Origin of the sequence: Neobacillus drentensis, assembly GCF_036966985.1 — a bacterium.
Classification (GTDB): domain Bacteria; phylum Bacillota; class Bacilli; order Bacillales; family Cytobacillaceae; genus Neobacillus; species Neobacillus drentensis_E.
Genome location: NZ_JBALSN010000134.1, coordinates 1 through 763, shown reverse-complemented (window position 1 = coordinate 763; position 763 = coordinate 1). Strand labels below are relative to the sequence as shown.

Here is a 763-nt window from a genome sequence, read left to right as displayed (position 1 = left end):
CTACAATCATTCGAATCGATTGAATTGCATAGGCATCTGTCATCGGATTGGCCTTTTGTGAAAAATAAGCCTCCACTGCATGAGTTAATGCATCAAATCCTGTAAAAGCAGTGATTTTAGGAGGAAGACCTACCGTTAAATCCGGATCCAGAATTGCCATATCCGCATTGATAAATGGATGAAGAAGATTTGTTTTTATTCCAAGCTTTTCATTAAGGATAACGGCTACCGGTGATACTTCAGCACCTGTTCCCGCCGTTGTCGCAATAGCTACATGCGGAATAAAAATATATTGGGCTTCTGGCCACCACTCCATCACATTTCCGGTAAGAAGGGAATCACGTATATCATCCAAACCTTTATGGAGCATCCACTTGATCCCTTTTACAGTATCTAAAACGCTGCCGCCGCCAAGAGCGATTAAGGAATCACCGTTGCACTCTTTAAAGAAACGAGCTCCGCGATTTATAATTTCCCCTTTTGCGTCCTGTTCGATATCTTCAAACACTCCAACCAGCTCCGGTGTACCCGGCATGATTTCAAACAATTCTTTAATTTGAGCTGTAATTCCGGCTTGGGTTAAACCCTTATCCGTGAAAAGTACTGCTCGTTTACCCCCAAGCCCTTTTATCATCTCAGGAAGCAAAGTTCTTGATCCCGCCCCGCTATTTACAACTGTTCGAACAGAAAATTGAAAAAATGATGTCGACATAGAATCACCCTTTATTATTTTTGTATAGGCTAGGTTAAAGTTGCCTGTTGA

1 protein-coding gene is annotated in these 763 nt (G+C 41.9%); it reads right to left on the bottom strand.

The window, feature by feature from the left end; translation table 11 throughout:
- Nucleotides 1-712 (bottom strand): iron-containing alcohol dehydrogenase (locus V7659_RS09475; protein WP_335539657.1); only part of this gene is annotated, 712 nt, incomplete at its 3' end.
- Between the last annotated feature and the right edge of the window lie 51 nt (nucleotides 713-763).